This is a genomic window from Halorientalis persicus (genome assembly GCF_900110215.1).
Lineage (GTDB): Archaea > Halobacteriota > Halobacteria > Halobacteriales > Haloarculaceae > Halorientalis > Halorientalis persica.
Genome location: NZ_FOCX01000015.1, coordinates 59,562 through 81,502 on the forward strand (window position 1 = coordinate 59,562; position 21,941 = coordinate 81,502).

Consider the following 21,941-nt stretch of genomic DNA (forward strand, 5'->3'; position numbering starts at 1 on the left):
GGGCCGCACAGACAGCTTTATATACGATACGTGGCTTTGGAACAAGTGCTACAATGTCCAACGATACAGAGGGCACGTCGGGATCCCCGGCGGATCGAGTTCTTCCAGGGCACACTGGATTCCACTTCTGAGATTACAGAAGCACGCATTTTCGACACCACGCTGCGCGACGGTGAGCAGTCGCCACGCACGTCGTTCTCGTACGACGACAAACGCGAGATAGCGGCCGTGCTGGACGACATGGGCACCCACGTCATCGAGGCGGGGTTCCCGGTCAACTCGGACGCGGAGTTCGAGGCCGTTCGCGACATCGCCGAGTCCGCACAGAACAGCGAAGTCTGTGGGTTAGCGCGCGTGGTCGAAGAGGACGTCGAGGCTGCACTCGACAGCGGCGTCGACCTGGTACACGTGTTCGTGTCTACCAGCGACGTTCAGCTGCAAGACTCCATGCACGCCACTCGCGAGGAGGCCAAACAGGCCGCCGTCGAGAGCGTCGAGCGTGTCACGGAGGCCGGCGTCGAGTGTATGTTCTCGCCGATGGACGCCACGCGAACGGACGAAGACTTCCTGATCGAAGCCGTGCAGGCCGCCGACGAGGCGGGTGCCAGCTGGGTCAACATCCCCGACACCGTGGGGGTCGCCACGCCCGGGCGGTTCTACGACATGGTCGAGAAGGTGGTCGACGCGATCGACGCGCGCGTGGACGTTCACACACACGACGACTTCGGGCTGGCAGCGGCGAACGCCCTGTCCGGCTTCGAAGCTGGCGCGAGCCAGTCGCAGGTGTCGGTCAACGGCATCGGTGAGCGAGCCGGCAACGCGGCCTACGAGGAGGTCGTGATGGCGCTGGAATCGCTGTACGATGTCCAGACGCACATCGACACGACCCGTATCACCGAGCTGTCGCGGCTCGTCGAGGACCGGTCGTCGATTCCGGTGCCGGCGAACAAGCCGGTGGTCGGTGAGAACGCCTTCTCCCACGAGAGCGGCATCCACGCCGCGGGCGTCATCGAGAACTCGGACACGTTCGAGCCGGGCGTGATGACGCCGGAGATGGTCGGGGCCGAGCGCGAACTCGTCCTCGGGAAACACACCGGCCAGCACTCCGTCCGGGAGCGGCTGGTCGACGCCGGGTTCGACCCCACCGAAGAAGAAGTACGGGAGGTCACCCGTCGCGTCAAAGACTACGGGGCCGAGAAAAAGCGGGTCACGATGGACGTGCTGGAGAAATTCGCCCGCGAAGTCGGCGTCACCGAGGAGGAGGTCCGGGTCTAACATGGCCTCCCCTCGCGGTGTTCGCGTCCGCCAGCGGCTGGTAAAGGACGCGCCGACTCGGAAGAATTATGTCACTGGACGGGCCTACTCGGCATACGATGACCGCGCGTGCTGGACCCGGGACCGCCCTGGCACCCAGCGGCGCGCTCGTGATTCTCGCGGGTATCGTAGGGGCCCTATAGCCCCTACACACGATTTCACCCCGAATTCTGCAGCACAGTCGGTAGCCATCAGGAGGCGACATATGCAACGACCACGCACACAACGGACGGAGGAACGGACATGAGCGATAGCGCACAGACACCACACGCGGACGAAGTCGAGACGGAAGCGACGGACGACCGACCGGAGGAACCCGAGGGCGAGAGCCACGTCGAACCCATAGAGACGGGCGCTGACGCGGTCGTCGCGGCCCTGAAATCGGCCGGCGTCGACTACCTGTTCGGCGTGCAGGGCGGGGCGATCATGCCCGTCTACGACGCTCTCTACCAGGAGTCGGACATGACGCACGTCACGATGGCCCACGAACAGGGGGCCGTCCACGCCGCCGACGCCTACGGGATCGTCACGGGCGACCCCGGCGTCTGTATGGCCACTTCGGGCCCGGGCGCGACGAATCTGGTGACCGGCATCGCCGACGCCAGCATGGACTCGGACCCGCTGATCGCGCTGACGGGCCAGGTCCCGACGGATCTGGTGGGCAACGACGCCTTCCAGGAGACCGACACCATCGGCGTCACCCAGCCGATAACCAAGTACAACCACTTCGCCTCGGACGCCGACGAGGTCGGCGACGACGTGAGTACGGCCTTCGCACTGGCCGACGAGGGTCGGCAGGGGCCCACGCTCGTCGACCTGCCCAAGGACGTAACCCAGCCCGAGACCGACGTGGAACCGGGCAAGCCGGAGACGCCGGACACGTACAACCCGCCGGAGAAGGCAGACGAGGCCGCCGTCTCCGAGGCGGCCGACGTGATCGCCGACGCCGAGAAGCCGATCATCCTCGCGGGCGGCGGCGTCATCAAGGCCAACGCCAGCGACGAACTGCGGGCCTTCGCGAAGGAACACGAGATCCCGGTCATGACGACGATGCCCGGGACGGGTGCCTTCGACCAGACCCACGAGCTGTCGATGGGCATCGCCGGGATGCACGGCACCGGCTACGCCAACATGGCGATTACGCTGACCGACTGTATGCTCGCCATCGGGACGCGGTTCGACGACCGGCTGACCGGCGACGTGAAGACGTTCGCCCCGGACGCCGATATCGTCCACGTCGACATCGATCCGGCCGAGATCAGCAAGAACGTCCAGGCCGACTACCCGCTGCTGGGCGACGCCAAGGCGGTGCTCGACCAGCTGGGCGACGCCATGACGGACTCGCCCGAGGCCGACGCCTGGCGTGAACAGTGCCAGACCTGGAAAGACGAGTACCCGCTGGACTACGAGATGCCGGAAGACCGGCCGCTCAAGCCCCAGTACATCGTCGAGCAGTTCGACGAGGCCATGCCCGAAGACACCATCGTCACGGCCGGTGTCGGCCAACACCAGATGTGGGCCTGGCAGTACTGGACCTGGACGGAGCCCCGGACGTGGGTTACCTCCCACGGGCTGGGGACGATGGGCTACGGCTTCCCCGCGGCCATCGGGGCGAAACTGGCCAAACCCGACACGGAGGTCATCGCCTTCGAGGGCGACGGCTCGTTCCTGATGACGAGTCAGGAACTCTCCGTGGCGGTGCGGGAGAACCTCGACATTACCATCGTCGTCCTGAACAACGAGGCAGTCGGGATGGTCCGCCAGTGGCAAGACGGCTTCTACGAGGGGCGCCGGATGGCCTCGGAGTACCCGTGGGTACCCGAGTTCGACAAACTGGCGGAGGCCTACGGCGCACGCGGTTTCCGGCTGGAGGATTACGACGAGGTCGACGAGGTCATCGAGGCCGCACTGGACTACGACGGGCCGGCGGTCGTCGACGTGATCATCGACCCCGAAGAGAACGTGTATCCGATGGTGCCGAGTGGCGGTGACAACAGCCTGTTCGCGCTGTCGGAAGACCATCTGGACGAGATCTAACGATGACAGGAAAACTTCCAGGGCCGGGCCCGGGCGAGCGGATGCGACCCGAGGGTCGGCGTAACGAGGACGGTATTCGTATCGACCCCGAAGCGGAGGCGAAACACGAACCGCGTCGCGCGGTACTGTCGGCGCTGGTCGAACACAAGCCGGGTGTCCTGGCGGAGGTCTCCGGTCTGTTCAGCCGTCGGCAGTTCAATATAGAGAGTCTCACGGTTGGTACAACCGTCGACGAGAGCCGGGCGCGCATGACCATCGTCATCGAGGAGACACGACCCGGGATCCAGCAGGCCAAAAAGCAGCTGCGGAAACTGGTTCCCGTGGTTTCGGTGCGAGAGCTGGATCACGATTCGGTCCAGCGAGAACTGGTGATCGTGAAGGTCAACGGCGAGGAACCGGACAAGGTCCACGCCATCACGGAGATGTACGGCGGCGAGACCCTCGACGCGGGGCCCCGGACGATCACGGTCGAGATCACCGGCAACGAACAGATGATCGACGACGCCATCGACGCGTACAAGCAGTTCGGCATCCGGGAAATCGTCCGGACCGGCTACGCGGCGCTGGCACGTGGCGAACAGCAGACGGCGGCAGTCGAACCGGAAGTGAAACTGACAGCGGACACAGAGGTGCCAGCAGACGATGACTGACGAGTTTACCAACGAGATCTACTACGACGAAGACGCAGACGTGTCGCACATCGAAGACAAGACCGTGGCCGTGCTGGGCTACGGCAGCCAGGGTCACGCCCACGCGCTGAACCTCCAGGACAGCGGCGTCGACGTGGTCGTCGGCCTCCGGGAGGGGTCGTCCTCGCGTGCGGCCGCCCAGGATGAAGGGCTCGAAGTGACGACGCCGGTCGACGCGGCGTCCCGGGGCGACATCGTGAAGATGCTCGTTCCCGACACCGTCCAGCCCGCGGTCTACGAGCAGATCCGGGACGAACTGGACGCCGGCGACACGCTCCAGTTCGCCCACGGGTTCAACATCCACTACGGACAGATCGAACCGCCGGAGGACGTGGACGTGACGATGGTCGCGCCAAAGTCGCCCGGTCACCTCGTCCGCCGCAACTACGAGAAAGGAGAGGGGACGCCCGGTCTGCTGGCGATCTATCAGGACGCGACCGGCGAGGCCAAAGACGAGGGGCTGGCCTACGCGAAGGCCATCGGCTGTACCCGGGCCGGCACGATCCAGACGACGTTCCGCGAGGAGACCGAGACCGACCTGTTCGGCGAGCAGGCCGTCCTGTGTGGCGGCGTGACCGACCTCGTGAAGGCCGGTTTCGAGACGCTCGTCGACGCGGGCTACTCCCCGGAGATGGCCTACTTCGAGTGTCTGAACGAACTCAAGCTCATCGTCGATCTGATGTACGAGGGCGGCCACATGGAGATGTGGAACTCGGTTTCGGACACCGCCGAGTACGGCGGTCTCACCCGCGGCGAGTCGGTCATCGACCGCGAGGGGATGGAAGAGATCCTCGAGGGCGTCCAGAACGGCGAGTTCGCCCGCGAGTGGATCAACGAGAACCAGGCCAACCGGCCGGCCTACAAACAGTACCGACAGGCCGAACAGGACCACCAGATCGAGGCGGTCGGCGAACGCCTACGCGACCTCTTCGCCTGGGACGAGGACGAAGCATGACCGAGGAGAACGACCGACAGACGATGCGCGACGTGGACCACACACCGCCACACGGCGAGGGCGCGGAACGCGCCTTCGAGCGCGGCACAGAAGGACGGGCTGAGACAGTATGAGCGAAGGAACTCTGTACGACAAGGTCTGGGATCGACACAAGGTGACGACGCTGCCCAACGGGCAGGACCAGCTGTTCGTGGGCCTGCACCTCATCCACGAGGTGACGAGCCCCCAGGCGTTCGGGATGCTCCAGGAACGGGATCTGGAAGTCGCCCGACCCGACCTGACGCTGGCGACCGTCGACCACATCGTGCCGACGGCCGACCAGTCCCGCCCCTACAGCGACGACGCGGCAGAGGAGATGATGTCGGAACTGGAGCAGAACGTCCGTGACGCGGACATCGAGTTCCTCTCGCCCGAGACCGGCGAGCAGGGCATCGTCCACGTCATCGGTCCGGAGCAGGGGCTGACCCAGCCCGGCAAGACCATCGTCTGTGGGGACAGCCACACCTCGACTCACGGTGCCTTCGGTGCGCTCGCGTTCGGGATCGGCACCAGCCAGATCCGGGACGTGCTGGCGACTCAGACCATCGCGATGGAGAAACAGAAGGTCCGGAAGATCCAGGTCGACGGCGAACTCGGCGAGGGCGTCGAGGCCAAAGACATCATCCTGGAGATTATCCGCCGCCTGGGCACCGAGGGCGGCGTCGGCTACGTCTACGAGTACGCCGGCGAGGCCATCGAGGACCTGGGCATGGAAGGGCGGATGTCGATCTGCAATATGTCCATCGAGGGCGGCGCTCGCGCGGGCTACGTCAACCCCGACGAGACCACCTACGAGTGGCTGAAGGAGACGGATTACTTCCAGGAGCACCCCGAGAAGTTCGAGGAACTCAAGCCCTACTGGGAGTCCATCCGCAGCGACGACGACGCCGAGTACGACGACGTGGTCCACATCGACGCGAGCGAGCTGGAACCGGTCGTCACCTGGGGGACCACGCCCGGCCAGGGCGTCGGCGTCACCCAGCCGATCCCGGCCCCCGAGGACCTGCCTGCTGAAAAGCAGGACACGGCCCGGCGCGCGCAGGAACATATGCGCGTCGAACCCGGGGACACGATGGAGGGGTACGACATCGACGTGGCCTTCCTGGGTTCCTGTACGAACGCCCGCCTGCCCGACCTGCGCCGCGCGGCGAAGATCGTCGAGGGCCGGCAGGTCCCCGACGACGTGCGCGCGTTCGTCGTCCCCGGCAGCCAGCGCGTCCAGAAGGCCGCCGAGGAGGAAGGCCTGAAAGACGTCTTCGAGGCGGCCGGCTTCGACTGGCGCAACGCCGGCTGTTCGATGTGTCTGGGCATGAACGACGACCAGCTGGAGGGCGACGAGGCCTCCGCGTCGTCGTCGAACCGCAACTTCGTCGGTCGCCAGGGATCGAAGGACGGCCGCACCGTCCTGATGAACCCGCAGATGGTCGCCGCGGCCGCCGTGACCGGCGAGGTCACTGACGTGCGCGATCTGGAGGAGGTGGTGTCGGTATGAGTGACGATGTGGAGATTCCGGAAGTGAAGGAGGTCTCCGGGACGGGGATCCCGGTCCGCGGGAACGACATCGACACGGACCAGATCATCCCGGCGCGGTTCATGAAGGTCGTCACCTTCGACGGCCTCGGGGAGTTCTCCTTCTTCGATCAGCGGTTCGACGACGAGGACAACCCCAAGGACCACCCGATGAACGAGGACCGGTTCCAGGACGCCAACGTGATGGTCGTCAACGCGAACTTCGGCTGTGGCTCCTCCCGGGAACACGCCCCGCAGGCGCTGATGCGCTGGGGGATAGACGCGTTCATCGGCGAGTCCTTCGCCGAGATTTTCGCCGGCAACTGTCTCGCACTCGGGATGCCGACGGTCACGGCCGATCAGGAGACCATCGAGGACCTGCAGGACTTCGTGGACGAGAATCCCGACGCCGAGATCGACATCGACGTGGCCGCAGAGACCGTCACGTACGACGGGACAACTGTGGACGTGACCGTCGACGAAGGCCAGCGGAAAGCCCTCGTGGACGGTATCTGGGACACGACGGCGCTGATGAAGGCCAACCAGCAGGCCATCTCGGAGACGGCCGAAGGGTTGCCCTACGTCTGAGACTCCCCAGGAGTGGCGTTCGACCGTCGGTGAGCCAATTACTCCCTGGTTTTTGACGGTGGGTGGCCACCGAGTCGGTGCGGTGGCTGGTCGACACGTGAACTGCAGACGAATTGTTAGCTATTCCAACACGTATTTTACAGCCACGAAACACGTCGCTGGTAGTGTCGACGGGACAACTGATACTGGGTGTCGTGTTACTGGGGGTCGTCGTGCTTGTGGCGTCGCCGTTCGTCTTCGCCGGACTCTCGCTCGTTTACGAGGGTCTCGTGACGAGACGACGGACCTCTCGTGCGGTCCGAAGCGACGTCATCGACCCAGCGGAGATACCGGCGACTGGGTACGCGACTGTAGCTGGGCAGGCAGAGTCAGGTCCATCGGGACGGGTCGAGGCACCGTTGACGGGTCGGTCGGGACTCGCGTATCGGCTCCGCGTACAGCAGAAACGGGATGATGGCGACTGGTGGACGGTAGTCGACACTGTCGATATCGGCTCGATCGAACTCGTCGGGCAGGCCGGACGAGTCGTCGTCGAGCCAGGCGACGCCGAGCCCGATCTCGAACTCGACACCGAAGTGACTGCTGGGTCCGACGGTCGGTTGCCGGATGGGGCGTCGGAGCGCATCCGAAACGAATCACTCGGCGGGACGGGCGATGGATCGTTACTCCCCGCCGAGGCGGACAAACCGCGTCGCTATCAGGAGGGACTTCTCGAACCGGGGACGACGATACACGTCCACGGTGCGTGCTCGTCGTCATCGACTGGAGAACCCCGGATCGAAGCGGCAGAGCCTGGAGGATTCAGACTCGGCCCGGATCCACCGAACGACCACTCGGCAGAGGCCCGTTCGAAACGCGAAACCGCGATCAAAAAAGTCGCCGGCGGCGGGATGCTGACGCTACTGGGCTGTTTCGCGCTCGTGATGTTCGGGTGGATCCCATTTCACATGATCCTGAATGCGATATAATCGTCGACCAAGCCAACTATGTCCGAACCTACCAGAATCGTCGTCGTCATCGTGGCGCTGTCGCTGGGCGGGATACTCCTCGCCGCGGGGGGTTCCCATCTCCGTCAGTGGTATCGAATCAGCACGAGCGAGGTGCAGGCGGTTCGAGACGCGGCACAGGAACGTGGTGTCGCCGAATTCGAGGGGACCGTGCGTCCCATCGAGGGGGAAACGTTTCACGCGCCGTTCACCGGAACTGAGGCGGTGGCGTCGTCGTACACGGTCAGGGCCCCCTCGACGGGCGAGGGGAAGTATCGGACGGTAACCTCGGGGACGGTCGCACGCCCGTTCCTCGTGGCGGACGAGACGGGCTGTGTCGAGGTCGATCCGAGCGGTGGCGATATCGAGCCCGCAAACAGTGAGCGGCGACTCACCGTCGGGGAGAACGATACGCTCCCCGACGACGTTCGGCTTCGACTGTCGAACACGAGCGACGAGCTAGATCTCGATACGATACTGGCAGCGGAGACGGACGAACGCCGCTATTACTGGGAGGGGACTGTCACGGCAGGTGACGAGGTCCACGTCTACGGGGCGACGACGGCGGATCGCACACCGTCGTCCCGGTCAGCCACGGCCGTCCTGACGAAAGCGGACGCCGCCGACCTCTTCCGGATCACCGTCGGTGACGAGGGCGACGCATCGCGGTCGAAACTCGTCGAGGGACTCGTGCTTCTGGGGTTGGGGCTGATGCTGTTCGGTCCCGGCGTCGGCTGGGCTCTCACGTTCATCTGACCCGTGGGCGCTCTCGTCGATCGGTCGTCGAAACCGCAAGCCTATTCGCCTGGGCACTCGCCTGACGTGGTAATGACACACCGGATCGCGGTCATCCCCGGCGACGGTATCGGCGGCGAAGTCGTCCCTGCGGCCATCGAGGTGCTCGAAGCGCTCGACCTCGGGTTCGAGTTCGTCGACGGCGAGGCCGGCGACTACGTGAAAGAAGAGCGCGGCGAGGCCCTCCCACAGGAAACCTACGATCTCGCCGCGGAGGCCGACGCGACGCTGTTCGGCGCGGCCGGCGAGACCGCTGCCGACGTAATTCTCCCGCTCCGGGAGGCCGTCGACTCCTTCGCCAACGTCCGCCCGGCCCGCGCGTACCCGGGCGTGGACGCCGTCAAGCCCGAGACCGACCTCGTGTTCGTCCGGGAGAACACAGAGGGGGTCTACGCCGGTATCGAGGACGATCTGACAGACGACGTGACGACGCTCACGCGACTGATCACCGAGGACGCGTCCCGGCGGATCGCCGAGTTCGGCTTCGAGTACGCCGAGGAGAACGGCTTCTCGGACGTGACGGTGGCACACAAGGCAAACGTCATGCGAAAGACCGACGGGCGATTCCTTGACGCCTGTGAGGCCGTCGCGGCGGCGGGCGACTACGAGTACGACGAGGCGCTGATGGACGCGCTGGCGATGCACCTCATCATGCACCCCGAGGACTACGGGGTCGTCATCTGTCCGAACCTCGCTGGCGATATGCTCTCCGATCTGGCGGCCGGCCTCGTGGGCGGCCTCGGCCTGCTCCCGAGTGCGAACGTCGGGCCGGACAACGCGCTGTTCGAGCCCGTCCACGGCTCCGCCCCCGACATCGCGGGCGAGGGCATCGCGAACCCGGCGGCGATGATCCTGAGCGCGGCGATGATGCTTGAGCACCTGGGCTACGGCGACGAGGCGACGCGCGTCCGAGACGCGGTTACGGCCGTGCTAGAAGACGGGCCGCGGACGCCGGACCTGGGTGGCGACGCGACGACTGCGGACGTGACCGAGGCGGTCCTCGACGCGCTGTAGGCGGGTCACTCACGGGACCCAGGCCGACCGACATCGGTCGGAGCAAAACGGGTGCAAACGGAGGGTTCCGTCACCTTCGACCTCCGTCTCGACGGGATACCACTCGGTCGTGTCGATATCCGCTCCACAGTGTTCACAGACCGTCGTCGGTGAGGCTGCGTTCATACTCGGCGGTCGCCGGGGTGGGGACGGCTCTTGACTCACCCGCGATTCCCTCGTCCGACTGCCCCCGTGTTCTCGAACGTGGCCTGGTCCCGGAGTTCGCCGTCGATCCGAATCGTGCCGTCGCCACCGATCGCGATCTCGTGTCCCCACGCCTCGAACGTCACGGAGAGGTTGCTCTCGGCGGGTGACGAGGTGACGAGTGTGTCCAGTGCGTCGGGATCGACGAACGCGAACACCGGCTCCGACAGGTCGACGGGATCGACGCCTTCGATCCGTGCGACCGCGGTGACAACCGCCTCGACGATGGGTTTGGTCGCCTGTGTTACGCCACTGGTGTCGCTGAAACTCGCACGCATGATTCCACGTGGATCGAACGGCTCCATCCCGAAGGCGATAGTCACGATATAGATAACCGTCGCCCGGACGGGCCGTTATCAGTATAACACCGCCGGTTCGCTCGCAGGCCCGTCCGGTTTCGGGGGCGGTCAGCGCTCCAATCCCTCGCTCTCCAGCGTGTTCCCGGACAGGAGCCAGTCGAACACGGTCCGCTGGGCGACCCGGAGGTGCCGGTTCACGGCTGGCTGTGAGATCCCGAGTGCGTCGGCGATGTCCTGGCCCGTGCTCTCGCGGGGCCGCTCGAAATACCCGCTGAGGTGGGCCGTCGTCAGGACTTCACGCTGGCGGTCGGTCAGGTCGCCCAACACGTCGCTGCGAAGCTGTTGCTCGCTGCGCAGCTCCCGGGTCACGTCCTTGCGAGCGACCAGCTCCGTCGTCGGGTACGTCGCGCGGACGACGTCGACCAGTTCCCGGACGTGGATGTCGTGGGAAACGTCGACGACCAAATCCATCTGTCCATCCTCGACCGTGAGATCCCGCGGGCGGCCGCCGTGTTCGAGCAGGGTCCCGAGGACGGTCTGATCGGCGAATTCGACCTCGTACACGTCGCTGTCGCGTTCGCCGACGTGGCGATAGTCGGCGACGGCGACAGCCTGGTCCAGCGTGGTGTCGACGGTCGCCGAGTGGACGCTGGCGACGGTGAGAAACGCACGCAGTCCGTCGGCGGTCCAGGTGGTGACGCCTTCGAGTCGGATCGTACAGTCCAGACTGTGGCTCAGCGAGACGAGCGGACTCGTCTCGTCGTCGAGCCGGAGTTTGAGTCGGACGGCGTCGTCGCCCAGCAGCGACTGTTTGGTCTCGATCCCGTTGATCGCGTTGGCGATGGTCTCGCCCAGTTCCGCGAACACCGGTCGCTCGGTCTCGCCGAAGGTGTCGCTGTCCTCGCCGTACACGGCCAGCACGCCGTAGGTGTAGTTCTCGTAGACCAGCGGGACGGCTACGACCGACCGGAAGTCCCGGCGCAGCGCCGCCTCTCGCCACGGTTCGTCGTGGAGTCGATCCGAAACCCGCGAGACGATCACCGGCTCACTGCAGTCTAGGGCCTGGGAACTCGGCTCGCTGGCGTCGGTCCCGAGGGTGTCGAGATACTCGCCACCCTCGCCCGCCCAGGTCCGGGGCGTCACGTCGTCGGTCGCGGGATCGAACCCTCCGATCCAGGCGAACCGGTAGGGCCCTTCCGAGACCAGTCGCTCGCAGACGGACTGTTCGATCTCGGTCCGGGTCGTCCCGTCGACGAGCGCCTCGTCGACCCCCCGGATCACCTCGTTGATGTTCACCTGCCGTTTCAGACGGCGGTTCTGTGTCTCGAGTTCGGCGTCGCGGGCCCGGAGGTTGGTCTCTCCCTCCACACGGTCCAGGGCGGCCTCGGCCGAGGTTCCGAACAGGTCGAGGACGCGCCGGAGGTCGCCGTCGAACCCGGTCGAGTCGGTCGAGAGCGCGACCAGAAGGGCGTGATCGCCCAGTGGAACCGCCAGACCGCTCCGGGGCACCTCGTCGGCCACGATCGACTGCTCGCCACCGTCGAAGACGGTCGTCTCACCGTCGAGGAAGGCCGACCAGGGAGCGGAATCGCCTGTGTCGGGGGCGGGCAGGCTGTCCGCGACGAACTGCTCGGTGAACCCGTCGGTCGACGCGGTTCGGACGAGGTCGCCACCGTCGTCGAGCAGGAAGACGCCGACGGTCGCCGTCTGCAGGACTTCCGCGGCGGCACGGACGACACGATCACACACGTCCTCCTTCGAGCTTGCGTTGATGAGTTCGCGGGTCGACCCCTGCAGGGTCGTGAGCAACTGCTCGCGCTCTTCGCGGTCGATAGTCGCCAGCGCGTATCCCAGGGTCTCGCCGAGTTCGCCCAGGACCGTCTCCTCGCGGTCGTCGAACGCGTCCGGGCGGGACGCGAACACCGACAGCAGTCCGTAGGTAGTGTCCTCGAAGACGACGGGGATGATCGCGAGCGACCGGACACCGCACTCGAAGGCGGCGGACTCCCAGGGCCGGAGTCGATCCCTGGCCCGCAGGTTCTTGACGATTTGGACCGACCGGGTGCGGATCGCCTCTCGTCCCGGCCCGTCGGGGGCCCTCCCCATCGCCTCGATCACGTCGATCCGGTCGTGATCGCCGGCACCGGTCCGCGGGACGAGGCTGTCGGTCGTCGGGTCGTAGCCCGTGACGGTCGCGAACCGGTAGGCCTCCGAGGCGGCCAGCCGGTCACAGACGACGCGTTCGGCCTCCTCGCGGCTCCGGGCGCGAATCAGCGCCTGATCGATGTCGCGGATGACGGCGTTGATCCGGTTCAGCTCGTCGAGTTCGTCCCGCTGGCGTTCGATCTTTCGCTCGCGGGCGACGCGCTCCGACACGTCCCGCCCCATCCCGGCGACGCCGATGAGTTCCCCGTCCTCGTCGACGACCGGACCGCCGCTGAACTCGTAGGGGATGGACTCACCGTCACGTGTTCGCAGATTCGCCTCCAGATGCTCGATGCGCCGGTCCGAGACGACGGTCCGGAGCGTGTCGGCGACGCGAGTCCGGTCCTCGGGTGCGAGGAATTCGAGCGGGCTTCGGTCCTCGATCTCCTCGTCGCTGTAGCCGGTCGCCTCGGGCACGCGGTTGTTCCACCTGAGGTACTCCCCGTTCTCGTCGAAGGCGTAGAGCAGGTCCGGGACGGCCTCGAAGATCGCTTCCACCAGCGCGCGCTCTTCTCTGAGTCGGCGCTCGCGCTCGCGCTGTTCGCTCACGTCACGGACGACACCGACGTTCCCGAGGAACGCGCCGTCGTTCTCGACGATGGCGAGCCGGTTCTCGCAGGGAACCTCCTCGCCGCCTGCGGTCACGACCGTCTGTTCGAGCGTGCCGACGTGGCGGTCGTCGTCGGTCAACAACGCCTGGATCAACTGGCGACCACGCTGTACGTCCCCGTCCGGGAGGACCGTCGAGACGTGTCGCCCCACGAGGAACTCACGTGGGTAGCCTGTCAGATCCTCGGTCGCGTCGTTGACCGCGACGAAGCGTCCCTCGGTGTCCATCAGGTAGATCCCGTCTTCGACCGTGTTGAGGATGGTCTCGTACCGCTGGAGGATGGCCTCGTACCGCTGTGGGTCGGCCCCTGTCGAGTCAGCCGATCGATCGAGGCGGAGACCACCGTCTCGCCGTGTCGCCTCCGTGCTGCGGTCGGTCGAGCTCGCGTCGTCCAGTGACGGCATCGCAGTCGGACGCCCGTCGCTCTCGGGGATCGGATCGCTTCGTTCCAGCCGCGCCAGCAACTCCGGCCCGTCGGGACCGACCAGTCGCGGCACCGTCTCGGGGGCGACGACACCCGTCGCACCGGTCGCGAGGAGTGTGTCGTCGGCCTCGCCGCGCTCCTCGACGACGGCGAGGACCGGCGTGTCGGGGGCCGCCTCGGTGAGCCGCTCGATCAGCGACTCGGCCGACCCGTCTGCCGTGTCGCCGGCCACCACCGCAGTCTGGCCGCTGGCGATGGCGTCGAGGGCCGCGGTCTCGTCGGGCACTCGACGAATTTCTCTGCCGCCCGGTTCGACGGTCGTTGTCGGCACTGCCCCCTCGGTGCGTTCGACCAACAGGATCGGGTCACGTTCGGTCATGTGAACTTCGCTCGACGCTCGTGGACGCTCGGAGACAGCCACACAAACGCTTGCCTGATACGGTACGCAAGTGAGACCAGATCGTATCGATGCCGTATATTGGCCGCTACCGTTCTACACGCAGGTCCCGAGCGGATGTGGAGCGTCGGGACGAGAACCGAGAACCGAGAGATCGAGGTGAGTGTCGCCCCGACGTGGAATTTAACTGCGTAGGCGCGGTCGGTGACGGTGTATGCCAAACGTGGATCTCGACGAGGAGACGATCGAGCGGCTTGACGGTCTCCGGGTCGACGACGAGAGTTACGACGAGGTCATCAACGAACTCATCAACATCTACCAGGCCGAAGAGTTGACGTTGTTCCGGGGCAGCGACGAGGACTACTGATCCGACTCGGCGGCGGCGGCCCGGACAGTACTCCACCTGTCGGTCTCTTCGAGGTGTGCCTGTAACTCCGCGGCGTACTCGTCTGCCAGCCGTTCGGCCGCCGCCAGTCGCTCTTCGTCGAGATCGGCATCGTCGCCGTCGCCACCCAGTCCGAGGGCGTCTTTGATCCCACCGAGAACGCTATCGCCGCTCCCGTCGCGACCACCGGGACTGTCGGAGCCACCCGGTCCGGCCATCGGGTGCTCGTCCATCGAATCGAGTTCCGGCATGACCGACGGGAGTGCGGACGTGTCGGCGACGAGACGTGCCGCCTCGTCGTCGGTCGGGTGTTCGATCTCGAATTCGATGGCGGTCATGACCAGTCCCCACTGCTGGCGGGAGAACGGCGACGACTCGACGCGGTCGGTGAACTGCTGGTCGACCGTCATCCGGTCGCCGACGATCCGGTCGGTCCAGTGTTCCATGTCCCGAATGTGACGGCCGAACGGCTTGAGCGTTGTCACGGCCACGCCGTTCTGGCGTGCGGTCGCGAAGAAACGGTGTCCGCGGCGGACGATGCGTGTCGGTGCCACCCCCACGTGGCAACTGGGTCCCCACCCATGATGCGTCGTCCGACAGGCCGAAGCCTGTAACACGGTGCCCCCTCGGCCGCTGGTCCCACCCCTCGACCGAAGTAGCAACTAATTCAATCCGCCCATCCCCACTGATAGTGTCGCCGGTTATGGACGGTCGTTTATTACAATGGGATAGGTTGGCAAGCCGATCGCTGCGCGAAAAAAGCGGTGTCCGTGGTCAGAGGGCGTCCAGATCGACCGACTCGTCGCCGTCGAGGACGTGGACCTCGGCGTCACTGCCGGTGGCTGCCACTTCGTCGACGAACCGATCGGTGTCGATCTCGATCGGCGGGAACGTGTCGTAGTGCATCGGGAAGGCGTGATCCACGTCGAGCCAGTCGGCGGCGACGGCGGCCTGCATCGGGCCCATGGTGAAGTGGTCGCCGACCGGCAGGGCCGCGGCGTCGGGTTCGAGGTACGGGCCGATGACCTCGCGCATCTCGGTCATCAGACCGGTGTCGCCGGCGTGGTAGAACGTGGTCGAGTCCTCGTCTTCGACCTGCGTCGGCACCGTGTCGCTGATGATGTAGCCGGCACAGTTGCCGCCGCTCGGGGCGACGAAGCCCTCACCCATGCCGTTCGTGTGATCGGCCCGGTGCATCGTCACGTAGGCGTCGCCGAACTCGACGGTCCCCCCGAGGTTGAACCCGACCACGTCGTCCTCGGCGAAGTCGTGTTCTCCCGAGAGGTGACCGACGACTTCGGGCGTGCCGGCGAGCGTCGCGTCGGTGAACGCGCCCACGTCGGCGACGTGGTCGTCGTGGCCGTGGGTCACGAGAACCACGTCCGGGTCGAAGTCGGCGGCTTCGGCGTCCGTCTTGGGATTGTCGAAGAACGGATCGATCAGGATGTCTGTGTCACCGACCGAGACACTCCAGGTCGCGTGACCGTGCCAGGTGAGTTCCATTGCGCTCGGTTGGTTTGGCCGAAGCCCACTTAACGGTACAGGAGCCTGCAGAGTCGACCGCCTCAACCCCGGAGATACCGATACGAACCCGCGACCACGACCGCCAGGATCGCCGCGCCGACGGTGAAACCGCCGAACGTACCGTCCGAAGCGATCACCGTTCGGTCTACCGACGCCGTCTCCGTCGCGTTCCCCGGGGGCTGGCCATCGGTCGCGACGGTCGGTGTCGCGGCCGCCGTCGCTGTGAGTAGTGACGCGACGGCGAGAATCACAAGCAGGCAGCAGGCCACTCGGGACACGTGTCGCTGTAAGAGATGAGTGCTTGTAAACGCTTATCAGGCGGCGCTCCGATTCGCGGGACATGAAACGCGTGCGCTTCCGGGATTCCGCGGGCAACGTGCGTGGGGGTCGCTGGACCGTCGAGAACGGGGAAGAGCTGGTGACGGCCGCGGCCGGACCGTACGGACGCATCTCGTTTGGCGACGAGAAGTTCGCCCCCGACGAGGTCGAGATCCTCCCGCCCTGTGAGCCCACCAAGATCGTCTGTGTCGGCCTCAACTACGCCGATCACGCCGCCGAGCAGGACAAGGAAGTCCCGGATCGCCCGCTGCTCTTTCTCAAACCGCCCAACACGGTCACCAGCCACAACAAGGAAGTCACGCTCCCGGCGAACAAGGCACGCATCGACCACGAGGCCGAACTGGCCGTCGTCATCGGCGAACGCTGTAAAGGCGCCAGCGCCGACGAAGCCATGGATTACGTCTCCGGCTTTACCTGTCTCAACGACCTCTCGAACCGGGACGACCAGGAAGTCGAACAGAACTGGGTCCGCGGGAAGGCTTTCGACGACGCCGCCCCGATCGGCCCGCTCGTCGCGACCCCGGAACACGTCCCGGAAGACGCGACCATCGAGTGCCGCGTCAACGGCGAAGTCAAACAGCAGTCCTCGCGCGACCAGTTCATCTTCTCCGTCCCGGAACTGATCGAGGAGATCACGACCTACATGACCCTGGAACCGGGTGACGTGATCTCGACGGGGACCCCTGCCGGCGTCGGCCCGCTGGCCGACGGCGACGAAGTCGAAGTCGCGATCGAAGGCGTCGGCACCCTGCGCAACACCGTTCATATCCCCTGAGTCGCGTTTTCTCGGTTCTCTCCACGCCTCCCAGCCGCCGCTGTCCGTCGCCCGACACCAGAAGCCATAAGTTTAGGCTAACCTAATCCTCGTCGAGATGGATCGACGGCCGAGCGAGCGGGTCGACGTGTGCGTCGTCGGGGCAGGGCCGGCTGGCGCGCTCGCTGCACACCGGCTCGCCGAGCGAGGTCACGAGGTCGTCGTGCTGGAGGCCGGGCCGCGGTTCGACTTCGAGTCCCGGCTCGACCGGATGGAGCGGGCCATCAGGCCGGCCCACTCCGATACGTCGGTGTGGGACATGGGTGGTGAGCGCGACGCCTACGCCAGCAGCGGCGAGGAGTTCTATCCGTTGAACAGCGCTCGCGTCAAGGGGATCGGCGGCTCGACGCTGCACTGGCAGGGGATGGTGATGCGCCACCACGAGGCCGACTTCGAGCGCCGGACGCGGGACGGCGTCGCCGCCGACTGGCCCATCGGCTACGACGACCTGAAACCCTACTACGCCACGGCGGAAACGGAACTGGGCGTCGCGGGGGCCTCGGACAACCCGTTCGCGCCGCCGCGGGACGAACCCCACCCGCTTCCCGCGTTCGAGCCGTCCTACAGCGACTCGCTGTTCGCCGAGGCCTGCGAGCGACTGGGCGTCGTCATGCACTCGGTTCCCAACGCCCGCAACTCCGAGGGCTACGACGACCGGAGCGCCTGCGTCGGCTACGGGACCTGCAAGCCGGTCTGTCCCTCCGGCGCGAAGTACAGCGCGGATGTCCACGTCCGGAAGGCGGAGGACGCGGGTGCCCGGGTGATCGACCGCGCGCCGGTCCAGGAACTCGAAACCGACGACTCGGGGCGAGTCGCGGCCGCCCGCTACGCCACGCCCGACGGTGAGACCCACCGCCAGACTGCACGGGAGTTCGTCGTTGCCTGTGGCGGCGTCGAGATCCCCAGACTGTTGCTCATGTCGCGCTCGGCGGACCATCCGGACGGGCTGGCCAACAGTTCCGGGCTCGTCGGCCGGTACTTCACCGAACACCTCTTCTGTGGGGCCGGCGGCCTGCTCGACGAGCGGACGCGCCAGAACCACGTCGGGTTCATCACCAGCGAGTGCCACCAGTTCTACGACGAACCGGGACGGGCCACGGAGGGGACCGAGGGCGGAATTCCGGCGAGCGACGCCGACCTCGGGCCGATGAAACTGGAGTTTCTGAACTACGCCGGTCCCTCCCCCGTCGAGATGGCGCTCGGGGCCGAGGAGTTCGGCGACGACCTGCTGGACACGCTACAGGGCGCGTACGGCAACAACATCGCCATGGGCGGGCTGGTCGGGCAGTTGCCCAGGAAGGAAAACCGGATCACGCTCGACACGTCCCGGACCGACGATCACGGCAACCCCGTGCCCGACATCACGTGGTCGCTAGACGCCCGGACCGAGCGGACGATCCGGCGAGCCAACGAGATCCAGCACGCGATCCTGGAGGAACTGGGCGTCGACATCGGCTGGACCGTCGGCCCCGAGAACACCGGGCCGGCCTTCCACCACATGGGCACGACCCGGATGGGGACCGACCCCGCCGAGAGCGTGGTGAACCCGCAGCTACGGACCCACGACGTGCCCAACCTCTCGGTGGCCTCAAGTAGCGTGTTCGTCACGCCCGGGGCGCTGAACCCCACCCTCACGATCGCGGCGCTGTCACTGAAGTGTGCGGATCACGTCGACGAGCGGTTGTGATCTTCTGTCGCCGACACAAGATGTTTACCGTATCGTTCAGAACGTCGAGCAGATGCCGTCGAATCGGGTTCTCCTGCTCTCGTTCGCGATTGGAGTCGCCCTGGCGACGCTCCCATTTTTTGGCCCGTTTCCGACGTATCTCGAATCTACGTCTGCCTCACAGCCAGAGAGTTTCGGGAGTCCGATTCTGTTCGGTCGAATGTTTCTCACCGTCACTGGGCTCTTGATCTGTGTAGTCGTCACTCTGCTCTGGGGGAAAAGAGTGCTCTGAGATAGGACTGTGGCCGATCAGACCCCGCCCAGGAGCAGGCCGGCGACCACGAGCAGGCCGAGCGCGGCCACGGAACCGGCGAGGAAGAACGGCCGGGCGTTGTTGGCGGGTTCGCGGAGCTTCCGTTCCGCGAGCCCGTCGCTGATCTTGCTGGTGCCGACCTCGACGAGGCCCGCGAGCGCCAGCCAGAGGACGATCATGGCGATGACGAGGTAGCCACGGGTCGAGCCGGTGAGGCGCTCGACGGTGTAGAGGTTGCCCGCGAGGTGGCCGCCGGTCAGGAACAGGAGTGCCGCGCAGGCTCGCGAGAGCGTGAGCAGGCGGCTCGTGATGTCGGCGAAGGGGTCGGTGTCGATGCTCCCGTCCCGGGCGACCGGGAGGACGCCGTAGGTCATGAACAGGACGCTACCGGTCCAGAGGCCGGCAAACAGCATGTGGAGTACGTACCCGATTGTCAGGTCGATAGACGCCATACCCGAGTGCTGGGGGCATCACCTCTTGAAACTGGTGAGTTCCGACCGCCTCGTTCAAGCAGGCTTAAGAATCGCGGTCCGCTTCCCCCGTACATGAAACCACGGGACCTGTCGGACCACTCCGTCTACCGGGCGGGACGGGGAATCGAAGAGGTCGCCCGGGATCTGGGACTCGATCCCGACGACTTGGTCAAACTCTCCTCGAACGAGAACGTGCTGGGTCCCAGTCCGAAAGCCGCCGCCGCGATACGGGACCACGCCGACTCGGTACATCAGTACCCCAAGACCTCCCACACCGACCTGATCGAGCGACTGGCCGACGACTGGGGCCTCGAACCCGAACAGGTCTGGCTGGCCAACGGCGGGGACGGTGTCCTCGATTGCCTCTCGCGGGCACTCCTGCGCCCGGGCGAGCGCGTGCTGGTACCCCGTCCAGGCTTTGCGTACTACGCCATGAGCGCCCGCTATCACCACGGCGAGGTCGAGGAGTACCGGCTCTCGAAGGCCGACGACTTCGCACAGACGGCCGACACGGTCCTCGATGCGTACGACGGCGAGCGGATCGTCGCCGTCACGAGCCCGCACAACCCGACGGGCTCGATCATGCCACTGGACGAGGTGGAACGGCTGGCCGAGGCGACCGACGAGGAGACGCTCGTGCTGGTCGACGAGGCCTACGGCGAGTTCGCGGACATCGAGAGTGCGGTCGACCTCGTCCGCGAGCGCGACGACGTGGCCGTCCTCCGGACGTTCTCGAAGGCCTACGGACTGGCCGGGATGCGACTGGGTTACGGGCTGGTCCCCGAGGACTGGGCCGACGCGTACGCCCGGATTCACACGCCCTTCGACACCGGCGAACTGACCTGCAGGGCCGGGCTGGCGGCGCTCGACGACGACGCGCACATCGAGAAGACCGTGGAGATGGTCGAGACCGCCCGCGAGTACCTCTACGACAACCTCGACGCCCGAACCTGGGAGAGCCACGGGAACTTCGTGCTCGCGCAAGTGGGGGATAGCGAGGGACGCAGCCCCTCTGGCGAGCGGTCCCAGACCGCGAGCGGCGAAGCCGTGACCGACGCCGCTCAGCGCGAGGGGATCATCGTTCGGGACTGTACGAGCTTCGGCCTGCCCGACTGCGTGCGGATCACCTGCGGCACGGAAGAGCAAATGAAGCAGGCCGTCGACGTGTTGAACGAGGTGATCGACGCGTGAGAGTCGCGGTCACCGGCACGCCCGGCACGGGCAAGACCACCGCCACGGAACTGGTCGCGTCCGACCTCGAACCGGTCCACCTGAACGAGGTCATCCGGGAGGAAGAACTCGCGACGGGTCGGGACGAGGACCGCGACAGTCTCGTGGCCGATCTGGACGCCGTGGCCGACTGGCTCGGCGACCGCGACGACCTCTTGCTGGACTCGCATCTGGCCCACCAACTCGACGTGGACCGCGTGGTCGTCCTGCGGTGTCACCCTGAGGAACTCGAACGGCGTCTGGAAGAGCGCGGGGAACCGCAGGCGAAGGCCGAGGAGAACGCCGAGAGTGAAGCGCTGGACGTGATCCTGGCGGAAGCGGTCGACCGCCACGGCGAGGAATCGGTCTACGAGATCGACGCGACCGACCGGGATCCCGAGGCGGTCGCCCGCGAGATCGAGCGCGTGATCGACGGCGAGCGCGAGCCCAGCGCCGGCACCGTCTCGTTCATCGAGTATCTATGACCCTGGACAGACTCAGGCCGCTGGCCGACCGCGCGCTGACGCCGTTCGTGAGCGCGTCGTCCCGACTGGGCGTGACGCCCAACGTCGTGAGCGTCGTCGCCTTCGTGCTGGCGGCCGGTGCTGGCGGAGCGTTCTACCTCGGCGGCGGCGGTCGAGCGGGCACGGGCGACCCGCTCTGGTACCTCGTCGGCGCGCTGTTGGTCTTCCTGAACGGCTGGCTGGACCTGCTCGACGGCGCGCTGGCCCGGCAGCTGGGGACGGACTCGCGGGCCGGCGACCTGCTGGATCACGTCCTCGACCGCTACGCCGACATCGTGATGATCGTCGGGCTGGCGGCGGGTATCGACCGCTACCCGGTCGGGCTGGTTGCGGTCACCGGCGTGTTGATGACCTCCTATCTCGGCACGCAGTCCCAGGCAGTCGGCCTGGATCGGGTCTACGGCGGTCTGCTCGGCCGGGCCGACCGGCTCGCGCTGATCGGCGTGATCGGCCTCTACTCGTTCGTCATTCCGGCAGAACTGTACGGATTGACGGCGGTCGGCTGGCTGCTCGTGGCCTTCGCCGTCGTCGGTCACTTCACTGCGCTCCAGCGGTTCGTCGGCGCGTTCCGGGCGCTGTCCTGACGCCCG

The 21,941-nt window shown here is 66.3% G+C and carries 21 protein-coding genes and 1 pseudogene; 15 read left to right on the forward strand and 7 right to left on the reverse strand.

Translation table 11 applies throughout. The features are described from left to right. The first annotated feature begins 45 nt into the window (after nucleotides 1-45). The 9 genes and pseudogenes from BMX17_RS15555 to BMX17_RS15595 all read left to right on the forward strand — a co-directional run bounded on the left by BMX17_RS15555 (nucleotide 46) and on the right by BMX17_RS15595 (nucleotide 9,926). Complete coding sequence (locus BMX17_RS15555; RefSeq protein ID WP_244515023.1) at nucleotides 46-1,275, forward strand: LeuA family protein; 1,230 nt, start codon at nucleotides 46-48, stop codon at nucleotides 1,273-1,275. Nucleotides 1,276-1,557: 282 nt separating this feature from the next. Further along, on the forward strand, nucleotides 1,558-3,351 hold the full coding sequence (ilvB, locus tag BMX17_RS15560) for a biosynthetic-type acetolactate synthase large subunit (protein ID WP_092661731.1): 1,794 nt from the start codon (nucleotides 1,558-1,560) through the stop codon (nucleotides 3,349-3,351). 2 nt (nucleotides 3,352-3,353) lie between these two features. Beyond that, the gene (ilvN, locus tag BMX17_RS15565) at nucleotides 3,354-4,001 is read left to right on the forward strand and encodes an acetolactate synthase small subunit (RefSeq protein ID WP_092661733.1); all 648 of its coding nucleotides are present in this window, start codon (nucleotides 3,354-3,356) and stop codon (nucleotides 3,999-4,001) included. Then, nucleotides 3,994-5,020 (forward strand): annotated as a pseudogene (gene ilvC / locus BMX17_RS15570) (ketol-acid reductoisomerase); the annotation flags it as partial. The gene ilvN and the pseudogene ilvC, both read left to right, overlap by 8 nt. An 84-nt stretch (nucleotides 5,021-5,104) precedes the next feature. Next, nucleotides 5,105-6,526, forward strand: coding sequence for a 3-isopropylmalate dehydratase large subunit (gene leuC / locus BMX17_RS15575; RefSeq protein ID WP_092661737.1), 1,422 nt, complete (start codon nucleotides 5,105-5,107; stop codon nucleotides 6,524-6,526). Next, nucleotides 6,523-7,131: a 3-isopropylmalate dehydratase small subunit gene (leuD, locus tag BMX17_RS15580; RefSeq protein WP_092661740.1), complete on the forward strand. Its 609-nt coding sequence runs from the start codon at nucleotides 6,523-6,525 to the stop codon at nucleotides 7,129-7,131. The genes leuC and leuD overlap by 4 nt, the downstream gene beginning before the upstream one ends. A 164-nt stretch (nucleotides 7,132-7,295) precedes the next feature. Further along, nucleotides 7,296-8,099 (forward strand): hypothetical protein, encoded by an 804-nt coding sequence (locus tag BMX17_RS15585; RefSeq protein ID WP_092661742.1) that lies wholly within the window; start codon nucleotides 7,296-7,298, stop codon nucleotides 8,097-8,099. A gap of 18 nt (nucleotides 8,100-8,117) precedes the next feature. Then, on the forward strand, nucleotides 8,118-8,873 hold the full coding sequence (locus tag BMX17_RS15590) for a hypothetical protein (protein WP_092661744.1): 756 nt from the start codon (nucleotides 8,118-8,120) through the stop codon (nucleotides 8,871-8,873). 72 nt (nucleotides 8,874-8,945) lie between these two features. After that, nucleotides 8,946-9,926: an isocitrate/isopropylmalate dehydrogenase family protein gene (locus tag BMX17_RS15595; RefSeq protein ID WP_092661747.1), complete on the forward strand. Its 981-nt coding sequence runs from the start codon at nucleotides 8,946-8,948 to the stop codon at nucleotides 9,924-9,926. Nucleotides 9,927-9,935: 9 nt separating this feature from the next. Here the strand turns inward: BMX17_RS15595 and BMX17_RS26205 are convergent, their stop codons facing one another. The 3 genes from BMX17_RS26205 to BMX17_RS15605 all read right to left on the reverse strand — a co-directional run bounded on the left by BMX17_RS26205 (nucleotide 9,936) and on the right by BMX17_RS15605 (nucleotide 14,086). Then, entirely contained in the window at nucleotides 9,936-10,091 is a 156-nt protein-coding gene (locus BMX17_RS26205) for a DUF7576 family protein (RefSeq protein ID WP_170845433.1), read from the reverse strand. A gap of 35 nt (nucleotides 10,092-10,126) precedes the next feature. Beyond that, nucleotides 10,127-10,474, reverse strand: a complete 348-nt coding sequence (locus BMX17_RS15600) for a HalOD1 output domain-containing protein (protein ID WP_092661749.1) — start codon at nucleotides 10,472-10,474, stop codon at nucleotides 10,127-10,129. Between the two features lie 102 nt (nucleotides 10,475-10,576). Next, the gene (locus BMX17_RS15605; RefSeq protein WP_092661751.1) at nucleotides 10,577-14,086 is read right to left on the reverse strand and encodes a PAS domain S-box protein; all 3,510 of its coding nucleotides are present in this window, start codon (nucleotides 14,084-14,086) and stop codon (nucleotides 10,577-10,579) included. 232 nt (nucleotides 14,087-14,318) lie between these two features. Here BMX17_RS15605 and BMX17_RS26210 point away from each other — a divergent pair, with 232 nt between their 5' ends. After that, on the forward strand, nucleotides 14,319-14,471 hold the full coding sequence (locus tag BMX17_RS26210) for a DUF7557 family protein (protein ID WP_170845434.1): 153 nt from the start codon (nucleotides 14,319-14,321) through the stop codon (nucleotides 14,469-14,471). On the opposite strand, the gene BMX17_RS15610 is transcribed toward BMX17_RS26210, so the two are convergent. From BMX17_RS15610 to BMX17_RS15620, 3 genes are all read right to left on the reverse strand, one after another. Next, on the reverse strand, nucleotides 14,465-14,935 hold the full coding sequence (locus BMX17_RS15610; protein WP_092661793.1) for a DUF5799 family protein: 471 nt from the start codon (nucleotides 14,933-14,935) through the stop codon (nucleotides 14,465-14,467). The two genes, BMX17_RS26210 and BMX17_RS15610, sit on opposite strands and share 7 nt — an antisense overlap. 328 nt (nucleotides 14,936-15,263) lie before the next feature. Then, the gene (locus BMX17_RS15615; RefSeq protein WP_092661753.1) at nucleotides 15,264-15,992 is read right to left on the reverse strand and encodes a metal-dependent hydrolase; all 729 of its coding nucleotides are present in this window, start codon (nucleotides 15,990-15,992) and stop codon (nucleotides 15,264-15,266) included. Between the two features lie 62 nt (nucleotides 15,993-16,054). Continuing rightward, nucleotides 16,055-16,291, reverse strand: coding sequence for a hypothetical protein (locus tag BMX17_RS15620; protein ID WP_139203547.1), 237 nt, complete (start codon nucleotides 16,289-16,291; stop codon nucleotides 16,055-16,057). Nucleotides 16,292-16,353: 62 nt separating this feature from the next. Here BMX17_RS15620 and BMX17_RS15625 point away from each other — a divergent pair, with 62 nt between their 5' ends. After that, entirely contained in the window at nucleotides 16,354-17,127 is a 774-nt protein-coding gene (locus BMX17_RS15625) for a fumarylacetoacetate hydrolase family protein (RefSeq protein WP_092661757.1), read from the forward strand. Between the two features lie 97 nt (nucleotides 17,128-17,224). Beyond that, the gene (locus BMX17_RS15630; RefSeq protein WP_092661759.1) at nucleotides 17,225-18,853 is read left to right on the forward strand and encodes a GMC family oxidoreductase; all 1,629 of its coding nucleotides are present in this window, start codon (nucleotides 17,225-17,227) and stop codon (nucleotides 18,851-18,853) included. 288 nt (nucleotides 18,854-19,141) lie between these two features. Here BMX17_RS15630 and BMX17_RS15640 read toward each other — a convergent pair whose 3' ends face one another. Further along, complete coding sequence (locus tag BMX17_RS15640) at nucleotides 19,142-19,597, reverse strand: transporter (protein ID WP_092661763.1); 456 nt, start codon at nucleotides 19,595-19,597, stop codon at nucleotides 19,142-19,144. Nucleotides 19,598-19,690: 93 nt separating this feature from the next. Between BMX17_RS15640 and hisC the strand changes: the two genes are divergently transcribed. The 3 genes from hisC to BMX17_RS15655 are packed head-to-tail and all read left to right on the forward strand — an operon-like array spanning nucleotide 19,691 to nucleotide 21,935. Beyond that, a complete protein-coding gene (gene hisC / locus BMX17_RS15645) occupies nucleotides 19,691-20,809 on the forward strand; it encodes a histidinol-phosphate transaminase (RefSeq protein ID WP_092661765.1) in 1,119 nt (372 codons plus the stop codon). Further along, a complete protein-coding gene (locus BMX17_RS15650) occupies nucleotides 20,806-21,312 on the forward strand; it encodes an adenylate kinase family protein (RefSeq protein ID WP_092661767.1) in 507 nt (168 codons plus the stop codon). Before hisC ends, BMX17_RS15650 begins: the two co-directional genes overlap by 4 nt. Further along, entirely contained in the window at nucleotides 21,309-21,935 is a 627-nt protein-coding gene (locus tag BMX17_RS15655; protein WP_092661769.1) for a CDP-alcohol phosphatidyltransferase family protein, read from the forward strand. Before BMX17_RS15650 ends, BMX17_RS15655 begins: the two co-directional genes overlap by 4 nt. The last annotated feature ends 6 nt before the right edge of the window (nucleotides 21,936-21,941 follow it).